Origin of the sequence: Mesorhizobium sp. M6A.T.Ce.TU.016.01.1.1 (genome assembly GCF_003997065.1) — a bacterium.
Taxonomy (GTDB): domain Bacteria; phylum Pseudomonadota; class Alphaproteobacteria; order Rhizobiales; family Rhizobiaceae; genus Mesorhizobium; species Mesorhizobium mediterraneum.
Genome location: NZ_RZTJ01000001.1, coordinates 439,151 through 459,932, shown reverse-complemented (window position 1 = coordinate 459,932; position 20,782 = coordinate 439,151). Strand labels below are relative to the sequence as shown.

Sequence of the window (20,782 nt, the reverse complement as noted above, 5' to 3'; positions counted from 1 at the left end):
GCCTTTTTCTTGGGCAGTCAGTCATACTCGTCAGGCCGATCGTCTCGGCTAGCTATTTGACGATAACGATCCGGGTATTGGCCGGGCCAAAAATCTCGACAAGCTGGTAGAAATCGGCGGCGTTGGCCGGATGCAGCCGCACGCAGCCATGCGAGGCCGGCTGTCCCAGGCGCTTGACGAAATTAGTCGCATGGACGGCGTAGCCACCCTTGAAGAAGACCGAATGCGGCATCGGCGCGTTGTCGTATTTCCTCGAATACCACATTTGGTGCATGCGGGTCGGCTTGAACGAGCCGGTCGGGGTGACATGCCCCTTGGCGCCGGTCGAGACCTTCCACGCGAAGGTCGGCCGCCCGTCGACCAGGACTTCCATCGTCTGTTGCGAAATCGAAATCCGCGCCACGATCTGATTGGCGGCCCGATTGGCGGCATGGGCGACGCCATTACCGGCGCCGAACAGAAGAGCTGCACCCGTCAGGGCGGCGGCAGCGACGTTGATGAGCTTGGCAGAAATGGCAGTGTACATGAGATCCCCCTGTCTGCCGGACATGGCCGGCTCCAATTCGATGACCGGCTTATCGTCGTGCGATGTTTCGAATTGATTTCGTGTGGCAGGCATTTCTGTTTCGAATCTGTTTCCTCTGGTTAACGGCCGGAAGCCTCTCCGAGGGAACCTCCGAAGGCGGAACCAAGGACATAACGCCCTCGGCTGGCCGGGCCCGGACCAGCGGAAGGTGCAGTCATCATTCGCTAAACGAAAGCGCGATCTTCCCTCATATGAAAGAAATTTGACTTGCCTCGAAACCAATTTGCAACAAAGCGCGCGCACTAGCGGCATGATCTGGATACAGGCCACCCGCAGAGTTGACCCAACGAGAACAGCCGGCACAAACGAAGATGAACCTGCAATCGAACGCGATGCCCTGGCTTTTCAGGATAAGCATAGCCGCAGCGATCCTTGGCGGCGTCGGCACCTTCGCCGGCGGCCCGACGACGAAGCTTGCGGGGATGACTTCAAGCGAAGTTTCGACCCTGCATGCCGCACTGTTTTTCGCCACGGTCTGGATTGTGTCCAGCCTGCGCATCAACCGGCTCAAGGCCCTCTGGCGGGTCGGTTTTGGGCTGAAGAAGATGCGCGGCCCCTCCGGCAACTTGCAGCCGAGAGGACCGAAGGCCCGCGCCGCGACGGGGGGCTCCGCTGGCGGCGCGGGCGCTTCGGGGTTTCCCTGAAGCAAACCTGAAACCGAATTGGGGAACAAAAACGATGAATACGAAATTTGCTGCTTCGGTGCTTTCCGCGCTGCTCTACGCGCAGGGCCTGCTCGGCTTTGCCGGCCTCGCCACCGTGCTCCTGAAAGATCGGGCCCATGCCAGTGAACTCGGCACGGCCTACGAGATGCCGTCAGGGCCGTCGCTCCTCGTGGTGCGCTGAGTGCAAGCGCATGACCCCGAAATCGGAGACGATTTTCGCTGGGAATCGTGCGCAAAATTGAAGTGCTACGGCGTTCCTTGCGAAATGGGCCTGCCGTCAGTCGGCGAACTGGGTCGGCGGATCGAACCGGTAGCCCGCCCCCCTTATGGTGGTGATGGTTTCGGTGTCGAGTTTGCGGCGCAGCCGCACGATACGCGAATCGATCGAGCGATCGAAGGCATCGGCATTTTCGGCGGGCGCGGCGGCAATGATGTCGTCGCGCGTCAAGACCTTGCGCGGGCTGGCCAGAAACAGTCTGAGCAGCGCCACCTGACCCGGCGACAATTGTTCTTCAGTGCCGGAGCGATGCATGACCATGGCCGACCGGAGGTCGACCGTCGCGTTCTCCAGCACGACCAATTCCCCGGCGTTCCTGCCGCGCCGTGCCAGCAAGCCGCCGATACGGGCGGCGAGTTCCCTGACGTTGAGCGGGCTTTCGACGACATCGGCGGCACCGAGTTCGAGCGCCAGCACCTTGTCGACGAGATCGGCCGGCCGGCAGATCAGGATGAAATCCGGCCCGCCCTCGCCGCCATGGCGCCTGAGCAGATCACGCCCTTCCGCCTGGCTGAGGCTGTCGCCGACGACGACGACATCGATGCCCTTTCCGGAAAGCAGGGATTCGGCCTCCCACGGCTGCCGCACCGCCCGCACGTCATGACCGCGCCGTTCAAGATGGTCAGCGAGATTGGTCGCGACCACTTCGGCGACGGAAACAAGCGCGATAATGGATCGTGCAGCCATTTTTTTCCCACCCTGCAACCGGCAACCCAAGATGAGCGCTGGACATGATGTTTATACCCAATCTACTTTCCACTGAAAGCGGGAGCGAGAGCATAGTGCGGGCACGAATTGTCATCGTCGAGGACGAGCCCGATCTGAGGGACGCGGTCGCCGAGTATCTCGGCGCCAGTGGCTATGATGTCGCCACGGCCGAGAGTGCCAGCGCCGCGCGAACCTTGCTGGAAACGCAGTCGTTTCACCTGGCCATCCTCGACATCGCCATGCCAGGCGAAGACGGCCTGTCGCTCGGCCGCTGGCTGCGCTCGAAAATGCCGATCGGCATCATCTATGCCACCGCCGCCGGCACCGCGCTCGACCGCATCGTCGGGCTGGAACTTGGGGCCGACGACTACATCGTCAAGCCTTATGAATTGCGCGAGGTGCTGGCGAGGGTCCGCAGCGTGCTGCGCCGCGTTCCGCAGCCGACCGAGCCGCAGAGCGCCAAGGCCGAAGCAACAGCCAATCGCCGTTACATGAGCTTTGGCCCCTTCCATGCCGATCTCGACGGCAGGTTTGTCACCGGCACCAATGGGACGGTCATCGACATGGCCAAGAGCGAGTTCGACGTTCTGGAGGTCTTCCTGACACGCGCCAACCGATTGTTGACGCGTGCGGCGATCTCCGAGGCGATCGGCTTCGTGGAAGATCCTGAATCGTCGCGCGCGGTCGACATCCGCATCATGCGGCTGAGAAAGAAGATCGAGGCGGACCCGGCCAATCCGAAATTCCTGCGCACGGTGCGCGGCGAAGGCTATATCTTCTCGCTGCCGACCGGCGAAAGCAACTGAGCGGAGCGACCGCCTGGTATCATCTAGCCCGGCGTCACTCTGGCTTGGTACGATTCTGAAATGATGGCTGACCATGACGGTTGAAGCAGCACCCAGCGATATGCACGGCGTCAGGCAGGGCGCGGCGATGGCCGCTGTCCATGTCGTTCGCCGGCTTCGCGAAGCTGGCGACTGGCAGCGCGAGATGGACAGCATTCTTGAAACGCTCTGCGGGGCCATGGATTGCCAGCGCGGCATCCTGTTCCGGTTGCGCGAGCTGCCCGGCCAGGGGTTTGCCCAGTCGGTTGCGGCCTACTGGATCGATCCCCGATTTGGCGGCGAGCTGGCGTCGCCGACGATCATCATGCAGTCGGTCGTCAATTCGGACCCGCTGCTGGAACGGTTGGCGGAGGACGAGCGGCAAGGCAAGATCTTCGCCGGACACACGCGCGACCTCGAAGGCTTTCTGAGGACCGACTTCGAAAAGCAGCACATCAAGTCATTCCTGTCGGTGTCGGTCTTTGCGCATGGCCATTTGTGGGGCACGCTGGCGGTCAACGCCTGCGTGAACGAGCGTGAATGGACCGACGAGGAAGAGGCGACGCTGCACATCGTGGCACTGGCCATCGGCGACGCCATCGAACGATCGCTTTCCGATGCCCATGCCAGCGAAGTGATCCGCCGCACGATGCTGCAGGCTTCTCTCGACGCCATCATCGTCATCGACGAGACCGGTTCTATCATCGAATTCAATCCGGCCGCCGAAAAGATGTTCGGCTACCAGCGCAGCGGCATCCTCGGCAAGGACCTGCTCGACACCGTCGTTCCGGAATATTATCGCAAGGGCTATGTGTCGGGCGCCGAATACATGTCGGGCCGCGGCGCGCCGATGGTCGGCCAGCGGATCGAGACCGTCACCCAGAATGCGGCCGGCGAGGTCTTTCCGATCGAACTGACAGCGACCGAGATGCGGGTCGCCGATCGCCGCCTGATCTTCGGCTCGATCCGCGACCTGCGCGACAAATTGCGTGCCGAGGAGGAGATCGGCCGCCAGCGTGAAAAGCTGCACCAGAACGAGAAGATGGCGGCGATGGGCTCGCTGCTAGCCGGCGTGTCACACGAGCTCAACAACCCGCTTGCCGTGGTCGTCGCCCAATCGACGCTGTTGCATGAATTCGCATCTGACCCGCAGACCAAGGTGCGCGCCGAGAAGGTGCGCGCCGCCGCCGAGCGCTGCGGCCGTATCGTCAAGAGCTTTCTCTCGATGGTCCGCCTGCATCCCGCGTCGCAGGCCGAGACCGACCTCAACCAGGTGGTCCGCGCGGCACTCGAAGTGACCGCCTACGGCGCCAGGTCGAGCGGCATCATCATCGACACCGATTTCGCCAGCGGTCCGCTGCTGGCCATGGCCGACGCCGACCATGTGACGCAAGTGGCGGCCAATTTCCTTATCAACAGCCAGCATGCTTTGGCCGGCATCGCCGGCGACCGGCTGATCAAGGTCCGTACGTTTCGCGGCGACCGCGGCAATCCCGGATTTTCGGTCGAGGACAACGGGCTGGGCGTGCCGGAAGCGATACGCTCCCGCATCTTCGAATCCTACTTCACCACCAAGCCGGTCGGCGTCGGCACCGGCATCGGCCTGTCGATCTCGAAATCGATCATCGAACGGCACAATGGCAATGTCTGGTTCGAAGAAGTTCTGCCGAGGGGCGCCCGTTTCGTCGTCCAGTTGCCGGCGATCTCCGCCGGCGCGGCCATCGCCGGCGAAAGCCCGGCGCGCTCGAGCGGATTGCGTCATGCCCTGATCATCGACGACGAGCCGGATGTCGCGGCGTCGCTGTCCGACATTCTGGAGTTGATGGGAATCAAGTCGCGGATCGTGCCGGCCTGGGCATCGGCCGCCGCGACCTTGAACGGCCATATGCCGCCGGACATCGTTTTTTCCGATCTGCGCATGCCCGGCATCAGCGGCATCGCCATCTATCGCGAACTGCTCGCCGAAAAACCTGATCTGGCGCGGCGTTTCGTGCTGGTCACCGGCGATCTGATCGGTGCGAAAGCCGAAATCGAGGCGTTGCCTGCGCCGCAGCGGCCGCAGATCCTGGAAAAGCCGTTCAGCACACTGGACGTGCGCGGCGTGCTCTCGGCCATTGCCGAGCAGGCCGCCTTGGGCAGCTAGAACTTCGGACCGGTGGAAACCGGTTTTTGGAAAAATCCGATTCTCAACAAAGAGCTAGCGCCCGGAGAAAAAAGACTCCCGACCGACGATGCGGTGGGAGCCTGCCTGGAGCGCTGGAGGGTCGCTCGGGGGGCATCAAAAAACGTTCGGCGTATCGGTGGCTGGCGCGGCATTGGCGATCACGCGGACCGTGCGAGCCTTGTGGATGCCGGACTGCTCGGCGATGACGCGCAGGCAGTCCGCACTCTCGGCGCCCCAGGCCTGCCCTTTGCAGACAAAATCGATCTCCGGCATCGGCAGGCGCGCGGTCTTGGTCGTGGTCGGCGCGCCGTCGACGATGTTTGCCGGTGGATTGAGTGAGGCGAAGGCTGGACCAACAGTCGGCGCGAACGCCATGCCGACGAATGCGGCGGCAGCCAGCACCGCGAACAGCGCCATCGGATGGTCGTTGGCGCGTTGGCGCAGTGCCAGCTTTGGCCGGCGGTCGTTGCGCTCCGGCGCCTGCACACGGCGGTCATTGTAGGCAGTCTGGATTTTCGTATACATCGCCGTTCCCTTCGTTGATTTTCTTTTTCTGTTGAAACGAACGTACTCGCGCTTTGTAACAAGCCAACGATGACGCGCATCCGGCAATGTAACGGGCAAGAAACCGGTTTTTCGGCATCTTGGACAAAACCGGTTCGAGCATCGGCGGACATCGGAATTGCCCTGAAAACAGGCGAGCCCTGGGCGGTTTTTTTCCATCTTCGGGAGCCATGTTTTCCACGCGGCTCTCATGGCTCAAGCCGAGATAAGACGTCTATGCGAACCTTGGCTAACACCCGGAATTTTCGAGATTTCTCAAGCCTTGAGCGTTTGGCTTCCGACAAACAACGTCGGAAGATTTCGCAGCAAGAACTGGACCAATTTAGACAAGCCATTGCAATTCAATGAAAAATATGCTTTTATTGAATGATCATTCAACAAATGAGAGCTTTTATGAACCCGCACCTCCGCGACGTGGCGATCCCCAACAATTGGGACCGGCGGGGCCTGCCGGGTTGGAGTTATCATTCCGACGCCCTGCTCGAACTCGAGAAGGAATACGTCTTCCGCAACCATTGGCAGATCGCCGGCCACATCTCCGACCTGCCGAACGCCGGCGACTATCTGACCATGGACGTGGTCGGCGAGCGGGCGCTGATCGTGCGCGGCAAGGACGGCGTCGTCCGCGCCTTCAACAACATGTGCCGCCATCGCGGCAGCCGCGTCGTCGCCGATAGCCAAGGCACCTGCAAGAATGCTCTGGTCTGCCCTTTCCACGGCTGGGTCTATAATCTCGACGGCACACTGCGGGGCGCCGCCCGTCCGCGTTCTTTCCCCGATCTCGACAAGACTGAATTCGGCCTGATGCCGCTCGACCTCGAGATCTGGATGGGTCTCATCTTCATCCGCTTCCGCAAGGGTGGCCCGCAGCCGTCGGTGGCCGAGCTCCTGAAGCCGATCGAGGCCGAGATCGCCCACTATGGCGTCGCCGAGATGGTGCCGTCCTGGGGCATCTGGACCCAGAAGAGCCCGGTCAACTGGAAGTCGGTGCGCGACGTCGACAATGAAGGCTACCACGTTGCCATGGCGCATCCTGCATTGCAGGACCTTTACGGCGCGACCTATTTCGACGAGCCGTTCATCAACGGCGTGTCGCGTTCCTTCGCCACTTACAATCCGCATGCCGGACGGCGCTGGAGCGTCGGGCAATACATCAAGATCGCGCCCGAGGCGACGCGTCTGCCGGAACACCTGCGCAAGGCCTGGATCTATTACGGCATCTTCCCTAACAACGCGCTGTCGATCATGCCGGAATCCGTGCAGTTCTATCAGGAGTTTCCGCTATCGACCGGCGAGACGCTGCTGCGCGGCGCCATCTACCGCTACCCCGACGAGACCAGGGAGCAGGCAGCGGCACGCTATCTCGCCTACCGCATCGATCGGGACACCATGAACGAGGACGTGCAGCTTTCCGTGTGGTCCAATGAATCCATGCTGTCGGAAGCCTTCGGCGGCTTCTATCTCTCCGACCTCGAATATGGCGTGCGCACCCACCACGACCATCTGCGCAAGCAAATCCCCGTGCTCGGGCTGGAAACGGCGCCGGAGGAAAAGCATATGTGGGCGCTCAACGAAGCGCTGCGGTCGAAGTCGTAAAGGCGAGACGGAGAAGCTGCCGATCTCCCCCCTTGCGGGGGAGATGGCCGGCAGGCCAGAGGGGGTCGCCCCACATAGAGCGCCAACCTCCATCTACCGCAGTAGGTCGCGTCCGGTCGAACCGACCCCCTCTGTCGCCTTCGGCGACATCTCCCCCTCAAGGGGGGAGATCGGCTGTCACCCTTGCCACACCCCTTCCTTCCGCAAATCGTCCATCGTGCGCGAAATGCCTTCGCGCAGGATCGACACCATGTCATCGATCTGCTCTCGCGTAATGATCAGCGGCGGCGACATCACGCACATGTTGATCAGCGGCCGAACCAGCAGCCCAAGTTCATGGCAATGCGCATCGATGCGCTTGCCGACATCCTTGTCGAGCTGCAGCGGATCCTTGCTGTCGCGATCGGCGACGCATTCGACGCAAGCCATCAGCCCCAGGCCGCGCACCTCGCCGACCAGCGGCAACTCCTCCAGCGTCTTCAGTTGCGCCTGGAAGTAGGGCGCGACCTCGCGCGTATGGGCCAGCACGCTTTCTTCCAGGATATCGAGGTTCTTCAGCGCCACTGCGCAACCGACCGGATGGCTGGTGTAGGTCAATCCATGGCCGAACATGGCGTCCGGATGGTTTGAGCGGCGCAGCTGCTCGAGAAGCCGTTCCGAGATGATGACGCCGCCAAGCGGGAAATAGCCTGACGTGACGCCCTTGGCAAAGGTGATCATATCAGGATCGATGCCGAACATATCGCCGGAAGCAAAGACATGGCCAAGCCGGCCGAAGGCGGTGACCACCTCGTCGGAAACATAGAGAATGTCGTTGTCGCGGCAGATTTGGCGGATGCGCTTGAGATACCCGTCAGGCGGCACGATGACGCCGCCGGACGCCTGCACCGGTTCGCCGACGAACGCGCCTATCCTGTCGGCGCCAACACGGCCGACAGTATCGCGGAATTCGTCGACCAGGACATCGGTGAAGGCTGAAATACTCATGCCGCGCGGACGGCGGAACGGATCGGGCGACGACAGCTTGACGACCAGATCGTCGGCGCCGTCCATCCAGTCGCGATCGCGCGGGCGCCCGTTGAGCGAGGCCGACAGATAGGTCGAGCCATGATAGGCGCCGCCCCGGCTCAGGATCAGCTTCTTTTCCGGGCGGCCGCGGACATTGTTGTAGAACTGCATGAAGCGCAGCGCCGTCTCAACGGCCGAAGAGCCGCCGGTGGTGAAGAAGACATGGTTGAGATCGCCCGGCGCATGACCGGCGATGCGCATGGCGAGTTCCGCTGACGGCGCGTTCATCGTGTACCACGGCGTGTTGTAGGACAGCGCCATCGCCTGATCGTACATCACCCGCGCCAATTCCTCGCGGCGGTGGCCGATATTGACACACCACATGCCGGCCGGCCCGTCGATCAGCTTTTTGCCGGTGCCGTCGGTGATGTAGATGCCGTCACCCTCACCGATCAGGGCGCGCGCCTCTGCGCCGACCGAGCCGGCGAACGGCCAGGGCTGGACGAGGTGGCGCTTGGCCAGCTCGACGGCATTGCCAGACCCAGCCGTTTCAGTCGCCCTCAAATCTCTTGCAGCCGCCATCGTTGCCTCGCATCGTTTCATCGCAAATTTCATCGGACTGAATTTCGGCGCCAAGCACCGGAAAACCCGGCTTTCTTGGCACAATTTTGAATGTCCGTTCAATCAATATTGCAGAAATAGCGCTTGATTTCAATCCACGGATGCGCGCATGATGAAAGAAAGCCGGCAAGCTCGGAGCGCGATCCGCGATTGCGCCCTGGGTACAAAATTGGGAACAAACAGCCGGTGCGCTAGCAATGGGACGCCGCATGGCAGGACAATCCGCGCCAGCAACCGAGATCACGCCCAGGGCCCTGCCCGAGGGCCTGCAATGACGGCGGCTGCAGAAGGATCGCCCACGTTTGGCATCACGCGGGCCAGGCGAAACGCCCTTCTGCAGTCCGAACCCGTCCAGGGCTTTGCCCTGATCAGCCCGACCTTTCTCTACGCGCTCGTGCTTCTGGTGCTGCCGATATTGGTCGTCGTCGCGCACTCGTTCTGGACGCAGAACTACCTGACCATCGATCGCACCTTCACGCTGGAAAACTACCGCGTTGCGCTGACCGAGCCGATCTATCGCGACCTGCTCTGGCGCTCGCTCTACATCTCGCTGATGGTGAGCTTCTTCACGGTTGTCCTCGCCTATCCGATCGCCTACTTCATTTCGTTCCACGGCGGCCGCCATAAAAGCCTGTGGCTATTCCTCATAACCATCCCGTTCTGGACCAGCTATCTGCTGCGCGTGATGTCGTGGAAGGTCATCCTCGGCTATAATGGCGTGCTCAATTCCGGCCTGATGGGTCTTGGCGTCATCGACGAGCCGTCGACCGCGCTGCTTTACAATTCGAGCGCCGTCATCATCACGCTGACCCACGCCTGGGCGGCCTTCGCAATACTGCCGATTTTCGTCTCGCTGGAAAAAATCGACCGCACGCTGGTCGAGGCGGCCAAGGATCTCGGCGACGGTCCCATTCGCTCCTTTCTGCGCGTGACGCTGCCGCTGTCGACGCCCGGCATCATCTCGGCGGCGCTGATCGTCATGATCCCGACCGTCGGCGACTATGTCACGCCGAAGCTTGTCGGCGGCAAGGACGGCGTCATGATCGCCAACGCCATCCAGGCGCAGTTCGGCAAGGCCTCCAACTGGCCGCTTGGCGCCGCGCTTTCGGTCACCACGATGCTGATCGTGACGCTGATGGCCGGCGCCACCGTGCTGATCATCCGCGCTGCCCAGAGGCTAGCACGATGACGGCTGGCACGATGAGGCTGGCGCGATGACGGCGATGCGGCGCTTCCTGGCCAGCGGCTGGCTGTCGACCTATGCGTTCCTCTATGTCGTTTTCCTCTACCTGCCGGTCATCTTCCTGCCGATCTTTTCGGTCAACAGCGCCGCGACGCCGAAATTCCCGCTCTCCGGCTTCACCCTCAAATGGTATGAGGACCTGCCACGCACGCCGGCGCTGCTTGACGCTGCCTGGAACAGCCTGGTCGTCGGCGTATCGGCTTCCATCCTCTCCACCGTGCTCGGCATTCTCGCCGCCCGCTCGATCACCCGTTATCGCTACCCCGGCCGCCGCGCCATCAACGGCCTGATCATGGCGCCGCTGGTGCTGCCCGAAATCATCGTCGCCATCTCTATGCTCCTGGTGATACTGCAACTGGGTTTGAGCCTGTCGCTGTTCACCATCGTGCTCGGCCATGTCCTGATCTGCATTCCCTATTCGATGACCGTGCTGACCGCCGGCTTCGAGGGCTTCGACCGCAGCCTGGAAGAAGCCTCCGCCGATCTCGGCGAGAGCGCCTTCGGCACCTTTAGACGGGTGACGCTGCCGATGGTGGCGCCGGCCATCATTTCCAGCCTGCTCGTCTGCTTCACCATCTCGCTCGATGAGTTCATCATCGCCTTCTTCCTGACCGGCACCGAGGCGACGCTGCCGATCTATATCTGGGGCCAGTTGCGCTTCGCCTCGAAGCTGCCCGGCGTGCTGGCCCTGGGCACGCTCTTGCTGGCTGCCTCGTTCCTGCTGATGACCATCGCTGAAATCCTGCGTCGCCGCGCGGCAAGGCGCACTCAGAACGAGGGAGGCCTCCATGCCTAAGCCGCCTCAAGCCGAACGATCCCACCAAACCGAACGACCAATGATCGAGATTCGCAACGTCACCCGCAACTATGGGTCGTTCAAGGCGCTGGACGACGCCTCGCTGACCATCAAGGAGGGCGAATTCTTCTCGCTGCTCGGCCCGTCAGGCTGCGGCAAGACCACGTTGTTGCGCATGATCGCCGGCTTCGACAATCCGACCAGCGGCTTGATCTCGGTCGACGGCCAGTCGATGGAGGGCATCCCGGCCAATCGCCGGCCAACCAACATGGTGTTTCAGAGCTATGCGATTTTCCCGCATCTCAATGTCGAGCAGAACGTCGCCTATGGGCTGAAGCGGTTGAGGCTCGAACGGTCGGAAGAAAAGCGCCGCGTCGAAGAGGCGCTGGACCAGGTGTCGCTGACCGGCCTCGGCAAGCGCCTCGCCACCGAGCTGTCCGGCGGCCAGCGCCAGCGCGTGGCGCTGGCCCGCGCGCTGGTGATGCGGCCCAAAGTGCTGCTGCTCGACGAGCCGCTGTCGGCACTGGACAAGAAGCTGCGTGAGCAGATGCAGGTCGAGCTGCGCCGCCTGCAGCAGGCGGTCGGCATCACCTTCGTCCTGGTCACGCACGACCAGTATGAGGCGCTGGCGATGTCGGACCGCATCGCCGTGATGTTCGGCGGCAGGATCGCGCAGGTCGCTTCGCCCAAGGAGATCTACCAGCGGCCGGTCAACCGTCAGGTCGCCGACTTCCTCGGCGGCATGAATTTCGTCAAGGCCGAGATCGTCGAGGAGAACGGCGCTTCGCTGGTCCTCGACACGCTGGGCTTCGGCCGCGTCAAAACCGACAAGCCTAGGGCTTTCGTCCGCAATGGCGGCGCTGCGACGCTCGGGATCCGGCCGGAGCGTCTGCGCGTGTTGTGGGACAACGCCACGGCGAAGTTCGAGGTGGCCGGCAAGGTGGTGGAGCGCCATTACTTCGGCGAGATCACGCATCTGATCGTTGAGATACCGGGATTGGAAAAGCCGCTTTCGGTGACCGAAACCAACGATTTCGGCGCCGACGACATACCGGTCGGCACCTCCATCCGCCTCGCCTACGATCCCGAGGCGCTGGTGGCGATGGCAGACTGAAGGCCCGAGATGATCTTTCGTGCAGCGATGCGCCCAGCCATAACAGCACCCTCAATGTAGCCCGGGAATGACGGCGACAGTTCGGACGCGGCGAAATGCAGTGGCTGCGCGCCGGCAAGGATGATGCGTTCGGCATCGGTCGCCGTCGCATCGACGATAAGATCGCTGTAGCCGCCGCCGCTCCAGCGATCATGCGTCCAGTCGCGATAGCTGAAATCGAGCATGTCGGCGGCCTCCGTGCCGAGCGCATCCTTCAGCCTCGTCGTCACCTCGGCGCGCAATGCCGTGTCGCCGAGCTCACGCCAGCGCAGGGCCAGCGGCCCGCCGACGAAGACGACCAGCGCGGCGTGGTCGTTGTCCTTGCTCACGTCGCAGGCAAACAGCCCTGGCAGGTCGCGCCACATCACCACGCCGCTCAGACCTCTTGCACGCCAGAAGGCGCTGGGATAGCGCACCAGCACTTTGATCACCGCGCCGCTTTGCCAGACACCGAGCGCCCTTCTCAGGCCAGCCGGCAGCGGCGGTGCAAAGTCCAGCTTCGAGGCCGTCATCGGCGGCACCGCGACCAGGGCCGACCGCGCTTCGACCACACCCATCGCCGAGACGAGACGAACCCCTTCCGGCCCGTGCTCGATGGTTTCGACCGGCGTGTTCAGCCGCACGCGATCGCCGAGGTCGCCGGCCAGATCGTCCGCCAGCGACTGCATGGTTTCACGCACGAAATATTGCAGCTCCGAAACCTCGTTGGTGATGCGACGGTCATTGTCGATCAGGTGCCACAGCGGCAGCTTTTCGAGCGCCTGGCACCACAAGCCCTCGATCATCGAACGGAAGGCCGCCTTGGCCTGGTCGGGATCAGGCTGACGGTCGAGCCATACCGCGACGGTCAATCCGGCAATATCAGGCTCGTCCGGCGCGATCGCATTCATCCGGTCGCGAATCGCCATCGAACCCAGGTAAGCTCGGTCGGCTTGCTGAGCGCTCATCCGCGGTTGCGTGATGAATTCCCCCTTTACATAGGTCTCAACCAGCGTCTTGCCGCGGGCCTCGACCAGCGCCATCAGTTCCGGCATGTCCTCGCACAGGAATTGGCCACCGCTGTCAACGCGCTCGCCGAGGCCGATCTCCATTGACTCGACCCGCCCGCCGACACGGTCGCGCGCTTCGAGCAGCAGGAAATCGACGCCGGCCTTCTTTAGTTCCAGCGCCGCCGACAGGCCGGTGAAGCCGGCGCCGACGATGGCGACATCGGTTCGTTCGATCCCGCTCTTCAATAGCCGGCCTTGATCTTCTCGAACTCCTCGATCATCCGCTGCTTGAGCTCCGGCGCCACCGGCTGCTGGAACAAGGTCTTGTCGAGGAATTTGTCGAGATTGTCGAAGCCCCGCTCGGCCAGCAGCTTGGGCTCGATCGCTTCCATGCCGGCGCCGTTGCCATGACCATAGCCGAATGTCGTGACCATGTAGCCTGACACATCAGGCGCATTGACGGCGTTCAGGAAATCATAGGCGTGGTCGAGATTGCCCGGCGCGTCCTTCATCAGCACATAACCGCACACCCAGGTCGACAGGCCCTCCTTGGTGTTGCGGTTCATGGCGATCGGCACGCCCTGGCCCTTGAGCGTCACAAACGTCTCGTTCCAGCCCCAGGCCAGATCGACCTCGTTGCCGGAGAAGGCCTGATTGATGTCGGTATCGTCGGTCCAGTAGAAGCGGATGTTCTTGTGCACCTGGCGCAGGAAATCGGACGCCTCCTTGAACTGCGCATCGGTCATCTTGGTCCAGTCCTTCAACCCGATGACGAGGCTTGCCAGTGCATAGGCGTCGTCGACATTGTCGCCTATGGTGACGCGCCCTTTGAATTTCGGATCAGAGAAGATCCGCAGCGACTGCGCTTGTTCCGCCGTCACGTTGTCGGTGCGATAGAGCAGCGATGTGTTGCCCCAGTCGAAAGGCATGAACCAGGCCTTGCCGTCGGCGGCAGTAGTGAGATCCTTCATCGCCATGATGCCGGGATTGAGGTCTTTCCAGCCGGCGATGCGGCTGGTGTCGAGCGGCTGCAGCATGCCGGCCTCGCGCCACTTCACCACGCTTTGCGAGCAGGGGTGCGCAATGTCGGCCCTGAAGCCGGCCCGCATCTTCTGGAAGGCCTCGTCCTCGTCACCAAAGAAAGCGAAGGTCGGTTCAGTGCCGTATTTGACGACGTAGGCCGGATGGAGCAGCGGATCCTCGTAGCCCGACCAGTCGAACACGACGAGGTCGCCCCCGTCCGCCGCAACGGCGAGGGCAGCTGGGCCGATCGTGCATGCGGCAGCAACGGCAAGGCGGCGAAGCATGGAACCCATGGCGCGAAACTCCTCATCGTTGGAAGTGGCGCAGCGACGTTACGGAATTTCAGTGACCTTGGCGAGCCCGCCTGCCCGCCGGTTTGGTGGGCAGGCGAGATAGGTGAAACAAGCTCAATAGCCGGCTTTGATCTTCTCGAACTCGGCGATCATCTTGAGCTTGAGATCCGATGGAACCGGCGCCTGGAACAGCGTCTTGTCGATGAATTTCTGCACGTCGTCGTAGCCCTTTTCCTTCAGCACGGCCTGATCGACAGCGGCCATGCCCTTGGCGTTGGCCTGGCCATAGCCCCAGTCCTTGACCAGGATGTTGGCGACTTCCGGATCGTTGACGGCATTGAGATAATCATAGGCCTTGTCGGTATTCCCCGGCGCATCCTTGAACAGCACATAGCCGCAGACCCAGGTCGAAATCCCCTCTTCGGTATCCTTCTTGGCCTTGATCGGCACGCCGGCGGCGACCGACTGCACCGTCGCGTCGTTCCACGCCCAGGCAAGGTCGACCTCGCCGCCGCTCAACAGCTGGACGATATCGGTGGAATCGGTCCAGTAGGAGCGAACATTCTTGTGCACCTGGCGCAGGAAGTCCGACGCCTGCTTGAACTGGTCGTCGGTCATCTTTGTCCAGTCCTTGAGCCCGATCGCCAGCGAGGCCAGCGCATAGGCGTCGTCGACATTGTCGCCGATGGAAACCCTGCCCTTGAACTTGGGATTGGCCAAGGCCTTCAGCGACTGGACGTCCTTCTCATCGACCTTGTCGGAATTATAGGTCAGCTGCGAGTTGCCCCAGTCCCAAGGCATGAACCAGGCCTTGCCGTCGGCGCTGGTAGCGAGATCCTTCATCGCCATGATACCGGGATTGAGGTCTTTCCAGGCCGATATCTTCGAGGTATCGAGCGGCTGCAGCAGCCCCGCCTCACGCCATTTCACCACGCTTTGCGAGCAGGGATGGCCGAGATCGGCCTTGAAGCCTGAACGGGCTTTTTCGAACGCCTCGTCCTCATCGCCGAAGAAGGTGAAGGTCGGCGAATCGCCGTTCTTCTCGACATATTTCTGGTGGAAACCGGGATCCTCGTAGCCGGACCAGTCGAACACGATCAGGTCCTTGTCCGCGGCAACCGCAAGCGCTGCGACCGAAGCCGCCAGCACACCAGTCAGTGCCAATGTCAGTGTCAGCCGTCGGGTCATGGTCTTCATTGCTGTTCCATCCTCTTTTTGATTGTTTCATGCCGCCTTGTCGCTGCCGGCTGTTGGCCACGGATAATGCTTTGGAAATGCAGCCGACAGGAACTCGTTCGCCGCCTGCAGCGCGGTTTCGCGGGTGACGTCCTCGGTGCCCATCATCAGCCGCAGCCACAGACCCTCCAGCATGGCACTGAGCGCCAGCGCCATGACTTGCGGCTCGAAGGCATAGCCGCCGCTTTGCTTGAGCGTCGCGCAAAGATCGATGAAGACTTTCTGATAGGCCGCGTCGCGCGCGCCGCACAGCGCTTGATAAGTCGGGCGCGACTTTGCCTCGCCCCAGAAGGCGCACCAGGCGGCCAACTTGCGCTTGTTGCAGATCGAGCGGTCGAAATCGGCGGCAACCAGAGCCTGCAACTGGCGGGCAGGATCGTCGCCAGCCTTGGTGAGGGCAGCGCGCCAGTGCGCGGCATATTCGTCGGCCATGTATGCTAACGTGGCGACGAGCAGCTTCTCCTTGCTCTCGAAGTGGAAGTTGACGATCCCGCGCGACAGGCCGGCGCCATCGGCGACATCGGCCATCGTCGTCTCCGAATAGCCGCGCTTGGCCAGCGAATCGATTGTCGCCTCGATCAGCTGCAGCTGCCTGACCTCCTTCGACGCCTTGCGACCGCGCTTTTCGGGCTCGTGTTTGCGCGCTGATTCGAGGAGGGCCTCCCTGGCCTCGGCTGTCTTCATGGGCGTGATGGTCTCCAGCATCGCCGGCTATCCAACCGGCTTTCGACCGCGAAGATGAGTGGGACGGTGCTCGCCGCTGTCAAGAACCTTCTGCATGGCTTCCCAGGTTCGTATGTTCTTGTCGACATAGGCCGCACCGACCGCAGCCGCAACCGCCGGGTAGAGCGGGCCCTTGAGGCGTTTCAATTCCTTCCGCGCGACGTCGCGATACCAGGGATTGCGGTCACGCACCGTGACGTCTGCAAAGCCTGCCCGGCGCATCGCCGCGGCATAGCGGGCCGGCGATGCCATGGCGAAGGACAGGCCTTCCGCGGCGACATAGGCCTTCATCTCAGGCGATGGCTCGCCGTCGTGCGAGATCATCCAGTTCGATGCCGCGAAGACACCGCCCGGCTTCAGTACGCGAAAGATTTCGGCAAACAAGGTTTCCTTGTCAGACACATGCAGCAGCGCATCCTTCGAGAAGACGACGTCGAAGGAACTGTCGGCGAAGGGCAACGCCCCGGGCGGCGTCTGGACGAAATTGGCGCGACCGGAAAGCCCGCGTGCGGCCGCCCTTTGCCTGGCCATCTCGATCACCGGCGGCTCGACATCGAAGCCTGTAACGTGGGCAGCGCCATGGCGCTCGAGCAGATGCAGCGTGATGCCGCCCGAGCCGCAACCTATGTCGAGGATCGTCTTGCCCTCGAGCGCGAGGCCCTCGACAACCCGGTCGACCTCATCCGGCCCGCCAGGCGACAGATAGCCGTCGCCCCACAGCGCCTCGAGGAAGCGGATGGCAGTGTCGTCATACTCCGGCTCGGCATCTACCGTTTCGATCATCAGACCTCAGTCCAAAGCCCATATCGAATGTTGGCAAAGCCTAGCGGATTAACGCGAAAACGCAACATCATTTGTTGAACATTCATTCAAAATGGCTGGACAATACGGCGACAGCCATGCCAGATTTCGCGCATTCGGGATCGATCACACGAAGCGGTCGGGCAGAAATGAAGGCTGAGCCAAGATGAAATCCTGGGATGTGATCGTCATCGGCGGCGGACACAATGGTCTGGTCAATGCTTGCTACCTGCAGCGTGCCGGCCTCGACGTGCTGGTCGTGGAGAAGAACGGCTGGGTCGGCGGCGCCGCCACCAGCAGGGAATTGACGCCCGGCTTCCTCTATTCCAACTGCTCCTATGTCTGCTCGCTGTTTCGCCCCGAGATCATGCGCGACCTCGAACTGCCGCGCTTCGGCCTGCAGGTGATTTCCTACGAGGGCGGCGCGGTGTTCACCCGCGACGGCGACTACCTCGCCAACTACCGCGACCACGATGCCCACCGGCGCGAATTCGCCCGCTTTTCCAGGCGCGACGCGGAAGCCTATGACCGCTATTCCCGTGACGTGACGCGGCAGTGCCGCTTCATCCAGCCATTGCTGATGCGCACTGCACCCGACCCGACCAGTTTCCGGCCGCGCGATCTCGGCGAACTTCTGTATCTGGGCAGAAAGTTCGCCGGGCTCACGCCTGAGGAAATGGCGCTGACGCTGCGCTTCTGGACCATGTCGATCTCGGACTTCCTCGACGAATATTTCGAGACCGATGTCATCAAGGCGAATTTCGCGCTGTCCGGCATCATCGGCACTGCGCTCGGCCCGATGTCACCGGGCACCGCCTATGTGCTGCTGCATCACTATATGGGCGAGGTCGACGGCTCGGTCGGCGCCTGGGGCTATGCGCGCGGCGGTATGGGCGCCGTCACCAAGGCGCTCGCCGCCTCCTTCCAGGCCTCCGGCGGCACCATCCGCACCGGCGCCGAGGTCGATCATGTGCTGATCCAGCGCGGCAGGGCCAAAGGCGTCATGCTGGCCGACGGCGAGGAGATTTATGGCAAGCTCGTCGTCTCCAACGCCGATGTGAAACGCACCTTCCTCAAGCTGGTCGAGGAAAAGGAGCTGCCCGACGTCTTCCTGCGCCGAGTCAGGAATTTTAGGATTCGCGGCTCGTCGGGCAAGGTCAATATCGCGCTGGATTCGCTGCCCGAATTCCCGGCGCTGCCGAAGGATTCGCCGGTCTATCGCGGCGATATGCATTTCACCGATTCGATGGAGCGCATGGAGCGCGCCTATGACGACTGGAAGGCCGGACGCTGGTCGGCCGACCCCTTCCTCGACATGGTGATTCCGACGACGCTCGACCCGACCATGGCGCCGCCCGGCAAGCATTTCATGAGCTGCTTCGTGCAGTACGCGCCACCGAAGGTGAACGGCCGCGACTGGACCGACGCCGACCGCGATGGTTTTGCCGAAAGCGTGATTTCGCAGATCGCCGAGTATTCGCGGGGCTTCCGCGACCGCATCGTCCATATGGAGGTGCGCACGCCGCGTGAGATCGAGGCCGAGGTCGGCCTCACCGAAGGCAATATCTTCCAGGGCGAGCTGACCTTCGACCAGCTGCTGTTCAACCGCCCGGTGCCGGGCTACGCGCAATACCGCTCGCCGGTCACGGGGCTCTATATGTGCGGGTCCTCGACCCATCCCGGCGGCGGCGTCATGGGCGCGCCCGGGCGCAATGCAGCGGCCGAAATCCTGCGCGACCTTGCCAAGCCGACTAAGCATATGAGCCCGGCCCATGACGTTATTTGATGTTGTTGTCATCGGCGGCGGCCACAACGGCCTCGTCGCCGCCGCCACGCTGGCGAAAGCCGGCCGCCAGGTGCTGGTGTTGGAAGCCGCCCGAGACGTCGGCGGCGCGGCGCGCACCGAGGAATTCGCGCCGGGTTTTCGCGTCTCCTCAATCGCTCACCTGCTGAACCGTCTTCACCCCGAAGTGGTGAAGACGCTGGAGTTGGAGAAGCACGGCCTGCAATTCGCGCGCGACGACTTCGTGCCGTCCGTGGCGCTGTCGAAAGACGGCCCGTCGCTTGTCCTGCACGGCGCCTATGGCGAGGTGCTGACCGGCGCCAGTTCCTCCGAGCAGACCGCCTGGAAGGAGCTGCGTGCGCAACTGCTGCGCTACGCCGGCATCCTGAAGCCGTTCCTTGCACGCCGGCCGCCCGACCTCGGCAGCATGTCGCTGCTTGAGACGGCATCGCTTGGTCAGACCGCGCTGGCATTGAAGAAGCTTGGTAAGGAGGATATGCGCGATTTCCTGCGCGTGCTGCTGATGAACGTTGCCGACCTGCTCGATGAGCAGCTTGCCGATATCAGGCTGAAGGGGCTGCTCGCCTTCGATGCCACGCTCGGCAGCCATCTCGGCCCGCGCTCGCCGACCTCGCTGCTCGGTCTCTACTTTCGGCTGGCAGGCGAGGCAGGCGGCACTGCCGGCGCGCAGGTTCTGCCAAAGGGCGGCATGGGTGCTGTCATTTCAGCCATCCGCGCAGCGGCGGAAAAGGCAGAGGTGACCATCCGCACGGCGACTCCGGTGGCAAGGATAATCGTCGAGAAAGGCTGCGCCGCCGGCGTTGTGCTGGCCAGCGGCGAGATGCTCCGCGCCAAGACGATCGTCTCCGCCATCAATCCGGCGACCACTTTTTTCGACCTTATCGGACCGCGCGAGATCGACACCGGCTTTGTCCGCAAAGTGAAGAACATCCGCATGAAGGGCGATGCGGCGAAGCTGCATCTGGCGCTTGACCGGCCGCCGCAATTCACCGGCGTCGATGCCGCCGGCCACAAGGGCCGTCTGGTGATGGCGCCCTCGCCCGATCATATCGAGCGCGCCTTCAATCCATCGAAGTACGGCGAGTTCTCGCCCGAGCCGGTGATGGAGATCACGCTGCCCAGCCTTGCCGACTCGTCGCTGGCGCCGGACGGCGCCTGTGTGCTGTCTGCGGTCGTGCAGTATGCGCCCTATGCGCTGAAAGAAGGCTGGAGCGTTGGCAAGCCGAAATTCCTCAAGGCGATCATGGCTCAATTGGAGACCTATGCGCCGGGAATCGGCAAGACTGTGCTTCATGCAGAGCTGCTGACACCGGCCGACATCGAGGCGCGCTACCGGATGCCGGGCGGTCACTGGCATCACGGTGAACTGCAGGCCGACCAGATGCTGATGTCGCGCCCCGTCTCCGGCTGGTCGGGCTACGACACGCCGATCGACGGGCTGTTCCTCGCCGGCGCCGGCTCGCATCCGGGCGGCGGCGTTTCCGGCGCGCCAGGGCTGAATGCCGCGCGGCGCATTATTGGCATGAAGGGGTAGGCATGAATACTCAATCGGCCAAGGCCGTGCTCTACGGCGCCCCCCTCTGTCCTGCCGGACATCTCCCCCACTTGGGGGGAGATTGGCCGTCATCCCGGCTTTCGCCAATCACCAACGCCCGAGGAACAAGAGGAGGCGCCCAAGCTGCCGATCTCCCTCCTCGTGGGGGAGATG

20 protein-coding genes are annotated in these 20,782 nt (G+C 62.6%); 10 read left to right on the top strand and 10 right to left on the bottom strand.

Annotation, left to right across the window (positions count from 1 at the left end):
* Positions 1 to 52: 52 nt before the first annotated feature.
* Positions 53 to 526: a L,D-transpeptidase gene (locus EOC94_RS02400; protein ID WP_095487655.1), complete on the bottom strand. Its 474-nt coding sequence runs from the start codon at positions 524 to 526 to the stop codon at positions 53 to 55.
* A 371-nt stretch (positions 527 to 897) separates the two neighbouring features.
* On the opposite strand from EOC94_RS02400, the gene EOC94_RS02395 reads away from it, so the two are divergent.
* The gene (locus tag EOC94_RS02395) at positions 898 to 1,230 is read left to right on the top strand and encodes a hypothetical protein (protein WP_127288453.1); all 333 of its coding nucleotides are present in this window, start codon (positions 898 to 900) and stop codon (positions 1,228 to 1,230) included.
* Positions 1,231 to 1,264: 34 nt separating this feature from the next.
* Complete coding sequence (locus tag EOC94_RS02390) at positions 1,265 to 1,432, top strand: hypothetical protein (RefSeq protein WP_127206377.1); 168 nt, start codon at positions 1,265 to 1,267, stop codon at positions 1,430 to 1,432.
* A 96-nt stretch (positions 1,433 to 1,528) separates the two neighbouring features.
* On the opposite strand, the gene EOC94_RS02385 is transcribed toward EOC94_RS02390, so the two are convergent.
* Positions 1,529 to 2,215, bottom strand: coding sequence for a response regulator transcription factor (locus tag EOC94_RS02385; protein WP_095487104.1), 687 nt, complete (start codon positions 2,213 to 2,215; stop codon positions 1,529 to 1,531).
* Positions 2,216 to 2,262: 47 nt separating this feature from the next.
* Between EOC94_RS02385 and EOC94_RS02380 the strand changes: the two genes are divergently transcribed.
* Both EOC94_RS02380 and EOC94_RS02375 read left to right on the top strand, forming a co-directional pair.
* On the top strand, positions 2,263 to 3,042 hold the full coding sequence (locus EOC94_RS02380) for a response regulator transcription factor (RefSeq protein WP_185928140.1): 780 nt from the start codon (positions 2,263 to 2,265) through the stop codon (positions 3,040 to 3,042).
* Positions 3,043 to 3,115: 73 nt separating this feature from the next.
* Positions 3,116 to 5,203: a PAS domain S-box protein gene (locus tag EOC94_RS02375; protein ID WP_164897866.1), complete on the top strand. Its 2,088-nt coding sequence runs from the start codon at positions 3,116 to 3,118 to the stop codon at positions 5,201 to 5,203.
* Between the two features lie 135 nt (positions 5,204 to 5,338).
* Here EOC94_RS02375 and EOC94_RS02370 read toward each other — a convergent pair whose 3' ends face one another.
* On the bottom strand, positions 5,339 to 5,749 hold the full coding sequence (locus EOC94_RS02370) for a hypothetical protein (RefSeq protein WP_095487107.1): 411 nt from the start codon (positions 5,747 to 5,749) through the stop codon (positions 5,339 to 5,341).
* A gap of 432 nt (positions 5,750 to 6,181) precedes the next feature.
* On the opposite strand from EOC94_RS02370, the gene EOC94_RS02365 reads away from it, so the two are divergent.
* The gene (locus EOC94_RS02365; RefSeq protein ID WP_127288452.1) at positions 6,182 to 7,384 is read left to right on the top strand and encodes an aromatic ring-hydroxylating dioxygenase subunit alpha; all 1,203 of its coding nucleotides are present in this window, start codon (positions 6,182 to 6,184) and stop codon (positions 7,382 to 7,384) included.
* A 177-nt stretch (positions 7,385 to 7,561) separates the two neighbouring features.
* On the opposite strand, the gene EOC94_RS02360 is transcribed toward EOC94_RS02365, so the two are convergent.
* Entirely contained in the window at positions 7,562 to 8,974 is a 1,413-nt protein-coding gene (locus EOC94_RS02360) for an aminotransferase (RefSeq protein WP_127288451.1), read from the bottom strand.
* On the bottom strand, positions 8,943 to 9,224 hold the full coding sequence (locus EOC94_RS02355) for a hypothetical protein (RefSeq protein WP_127288450.1): 282 nt from the start codon (positions 9,222 to 9,224) through the stop codon (positions 8,943 to 8,945). The genes EOC94_RS02360 and EOC94_RS02355 overlap by 32 nt, the downstream gene beginning before the upstream one ends.
* Positions 9,225 to 9,284: 60 nt before the next feature.
* On the opposite strand from EOC94_RS02355, the gene EOC94_RS02350 reads away from it, so the two are divergent.
* From EOC94_RS02350 to EOC94_RS02340, 3 genes are read left to right on the top strand one after another with little or no spacing between them, the layout of a single operon-like run.
* Complete coding sequence (locus EOC94_RS02350; RefSeq protein ID WP_127288449.1) at positions 9,285 to 10,202, top strand: ABC transporter permease; 918 nt, start codon at positions 9,285 to 9,287, stop codon at positions 10,200 to 10,202.
* 25 nt (positions 10,203 to 10,227) lie between these two features.
* Positions 10,228 to 11,052 (top strand): ABC transporter permease, encoded by an 825-nt coding sequence (locus EOC94_RS02345; RefSeq protein WP_095487113.1) that lies wholly within the window; start codon positions 10,228 to 10,230, stop codon positions 11,050 to 11,052.
* A gap of 40 nt (positions 11,053 to 11,092) precedes the next feature.
* Positions 11,093 to 12,166, top strand: coding sequence for an ABC transporter ATP-binding protein (locus tag EOC94_RS02340; RefSeq protein ID WP_126104645.1), 1,074 nt, complete (start codon positions 11,093 to 11,095; stop codon positions 12,164 to 12,166).
* On the opposite strand, the gene EOC94_RS02335 is transcribed toward EOC94_RS02340, so the two are convergent.
* From EOC94_RS02335 to EOC94_RS02315, 5 genes are all read right to left on the bottom strand, one after another.
* Complete coding sequence (locus EOC94_RS02335) at positions 12,130 to 13,440, bottom strand: flavin monoamine oxidase family protein (protein WP_127288448.1); 1,311 nt, start codon at positions 13,438 to 13,440, stop codon at positions 12,130 to 12,132. The two genes, EOC94_RS02340 and EOC94_RS02335, sit on opposite strands and share 37 nt — an antisense overlap.
* On the bottom strand, positions 13,437 to 14,510 hold the full coding sequence (locus EOC94_RS02330; RefSeq protein WP_095487118.1) for an extracellular solute-binding protein: 1,074 nt from the start codon (positions 14,508 to 14,510) through the stop codon (positions 13,437 to 13,439). The genes EOC94_RS02335 and EOC94_RS02330 overlap by 4 nt, the downstream gene beginning before the upstream one ends.
* Positions 14,511 to 14,624: 114 nt before the next feature.
* Entirely contained in the window at positions 14,625 to 15,707 is a 1,083-nt protein-coding gene (locus EOC94_RS02325; protein ID WP_127288447.1) for an ABC transporter substrate-binding protein, read from the bottom strand.
* 27 nt (positions 15,708 to 15,734) lie between these two features.
* Positions 15,735 to 16,451 (bottom strand): transcriptional regulator BetI, encoded by a 717-nt coding sequence (gene betI, locus EOC94_RS02320; RefSeq protein ID WP_127288446.1) that lies wholly within the window; start codon positions 16,449 to 16,451, stop codon positions 15,735 to 15,737.
* A 6-nt stretch (positions 16,452 to 16,457) separates the two neighbouring features.
* Positions 16,458 to 17,252: a class I SAM-dependent methyltransferase gene (locus EOC94_RS02315; RefSeq protein WP_127288445.1), complete on the bottom strand. Its 795-nt coding sequence runs from the start codon at positions 17,250 to 17,252 to the stop codon at positions 16,458 to 16,460.
* 184 nt (positions 17,253 to 17,436) lie between these two features.
* Between EOC94_RS02315 and EOC94_RS02310 the strand changes: the two genes are divergently transcribed.
* Positions 17,437 to 19,056 carry an NAD(P)/FAD-dependent oxidoreductase gene (locus EOC94_RS02310; RefSeq protein WP_127288444.1) on the top strand — a complete coding sequence of 540 codons (1,620 nt, stop codon included), beginning with the start codon at positions 17,437 to 17,439 and terminating at the stop codon, positions 19,054 to 19,056.
* Positions 19,043 to 20,608, top strand: a complete 1,566-nt coding sequence (locus EOC94_RS02305) for an NAD(P)/FAD-dependent oxidoreductase (protein WP_127288443.1) — start codon at positions 19,043 to 19,045, stop codon at positions 20,606 to 20,608. Before EOC94_RS02310 ends, EOC94_RS02305 begins: the two co-directional genes overlap by 14 nt.
* The last annotated feature ends 174 nt before the right edge of the window (positions 20,609 to 20,782 follow it).